This is a genomic window from Bradyrhizobium sp. PRIMUS42, from assembly GCF_023006515.1.
Classification (GTDB): domain Bacteria; phylum Pseudomonadota; class Alphaproteobacteria; order Rhizobiales; family Xanthobacteraceae; genus Bradyrhizobium.
This window is the reverse complement of sequence record NZ_JALBGZ010000939.1, coordinates 1-2,057: the sequence shown is the minus strand read 5'-3', so window position 1 is coordinate 2,057 and position 2,057 is coordinate 1. Positions and strand designations below refer to the sequence as shown.

The window sequence follows — 2,057 nt, the reverse complement described above, 5'->3', positions numbered from 1 at the left end:
CTGGAGGGACGCTCGCTGGACGCCGCGACCATCGCGGCGGCCGCATCCGCGGCGACCGAAGGAACATCGCCAAGCGACAACGCGCTCGGCAGCGCCTGGTATCGCCGCGAGATCGTCGGCGTGCATCTGCGGCGACTGCTGTCGGGACAGGAATAGAGCCATGTCCAAGATACCCCTCCAATTTCGTCACAACGGCCGCGACGTCGCGATCTTCGTCGATGGCGGCACCAATCTCCTGGTGGCGCTGCGCGAGCTGATCGGCGACATGACGCCGAAATTCGGCTGCGGCCAGGGCGGTTGCGGCACATGCAGTGTGCTTGTTGACGGCGAACTCCATCTTTCCTGCCTGACATTGGCGGAGACGGTCGCCGGCCGCTCGGTCGAGACGCTCGACGGCATGAAGCAGGGCCCGAACCTGCACCCGCTGCAACGCGCCTTTGCCGACAATTTTGCCGCCCAGTGCGGCTATTGCACGCCGGGAATGCTGATGGCGGCAAAGGCGCTGCTCGACCGCAACCCCTCGCCGAGCCGCGACGAAGTCGTCGAAGCCATCTCCGGCAACATCTGCCGCTGCACCGGCTACGAGCCGATCATCAATGCCATCCTCGCCGCCGCCGGCGGCCGGGTCAGCGCCTGAGGCCAACCATGCTGGAACTGCGCAAGGACATCTTCGCCGACGAGCGCGATGACAACCTCAAGGAAATCGGCAAAGGCACGCAACGTCAGGACATGCTGGGCCATGTCACGGGCACGTCGAGCTACTTCAATGATCATAAGCTGCAAGGCATGCTGCACCTGAAGGTCGTTCGCTCGACGCATGCGCATGCAAGGATCCGCCGCATCGATACCACGGAGGCCGAACGCTCGGCCGGCGTGCGGCGGATCATCCGTGGCGCTGATGTCCCGGTCAATCTCAACACGCTTCTCAGCCTGATCAACTTCGGCAAGGATGACGAGCCCTCGCTGGCGGTCGACAAGGTCCGCTACAAGGGCGAGCCGATCCTCGCCATTGTCGCCGACAGCGAGCACGAGGCGTTCGAGGCGATCGCCAAGGTCCGGATCGATTACGAGCCCTTGCCGACCGTGTTCGACGTCGAGGATGCACTGAAGCCCGGCGCGCCCGTGGTCAACGAGACCTATCCGAAGAACGCGTTCATCTATCACGACGTGTACGATCACCAGCGCCTGCGCTTTGGCGACGCCGACGCGGCGCTCGCCAGCGCCGATCACGTGCTCGAGCAGCGCTACCAGATGTCGCCGATCGAGCACGCGCCGACCGAGACCAACGGCGCCATTGCCGCGCCCGACACCAACGGCCGCTACGTCGTCTACACCTCGACCCAGGCGCTGTTCTTCTCCGTCGATACCTGCGCCAAGATCCTGGACGTGCCGTCCAACACCTTCCACTTCATCGGCGGCACTGTCGGCGGCGGTTTTGGCGGCAAGGTGGACACATTGACCGAGCCGCTCGCCATCCTCGGCGCCATGCTGACCGGGCGTCCCGTCCGCTACGTGTTCGGGCGCGAGGAGGAGATGCAATATGGCCCGCCACGCGGCGCCGAGCGCATCTACATCAAGGACGGGGTGATGCGCGACGGCCGCGTCGTTGCGCGCAAGATCCGCGCCTATTTCGACAGCGGCGCCTATACGCGGCTGTCGAGCTATGCCGCGGTCAAGTGCGCCGCGCATCTGCCGGGGCCCTACACCATCCCGAACGTCTATGGCGACGTCTATTGCGTCTTCACCAACCGCACGCCCGCGACGGCCATGCGCGGCTTCGGCGTCACGGCGATGGACTTTGCGATCGAATGCCAAATGGACAAGCTCGCGAACCTCGTCGGCATGGACCCCATGGAGTTCCGCATCCTCAACGCCTATCGCGACGGCGACATGAAGGCGCACCGGCGCGAGGCCAAGAACACCGCCCTGATCGAATGCGTTCAGGTCGCCGCCGAAAAGGCCAAATGGCCAATCCGCGACGAGTTCAGGCGCGCGTCCTCGCGCAAGGACGGCGGCGGCAGCCGCGCCGTGATCCCACCGACACCGACGGACACGCG

The 2,057-nt window shown here is 65.3% G+C and carries 2 protein-coding genes and 1 pseudogene; all 3 read left to right on the top strand.

Translation table 11 applies throughout. The features are described 5' to 3' along the window. Nucleotides 1-156: pseudogene (locus MOV75_RS35970) on the top strand (xanthine dehydrogenase family protein subunit M); the annotation flags it as partial. Nucleotides 157-160: 4 nt separating this feature from the next. Next, a complete protein-coding gene (locus tag MOV75_RS35965) occupies nucleotides 161-637 on the top strand; it encodes a (2Fe-2S)-binding protein (protein WP_246932306.1) in 477 nt (158 codons plus the stop codon). 8 nt (nucleotides 638-645) lie between these two features. After that, nucleotides 646-2,057: xanthine dehydrogenase family protein molybdopterin-binding subunit (locus MOV75_RS35960; RefSeq protein WP_246932307.1), on the top strand; the 1,412-nt coding region annotated here is incomplete at its 3' end.

Bases quoted from the DNA above. Each gene is read 5' to 3' on its own strand.
- MOV75_RS35965 (WP_246932306.1), top strand. From the start codon at position 161: ATGTCCAAGATACCCCTCCAATTTCGTCACAACGGCCGCGACGTCGCG.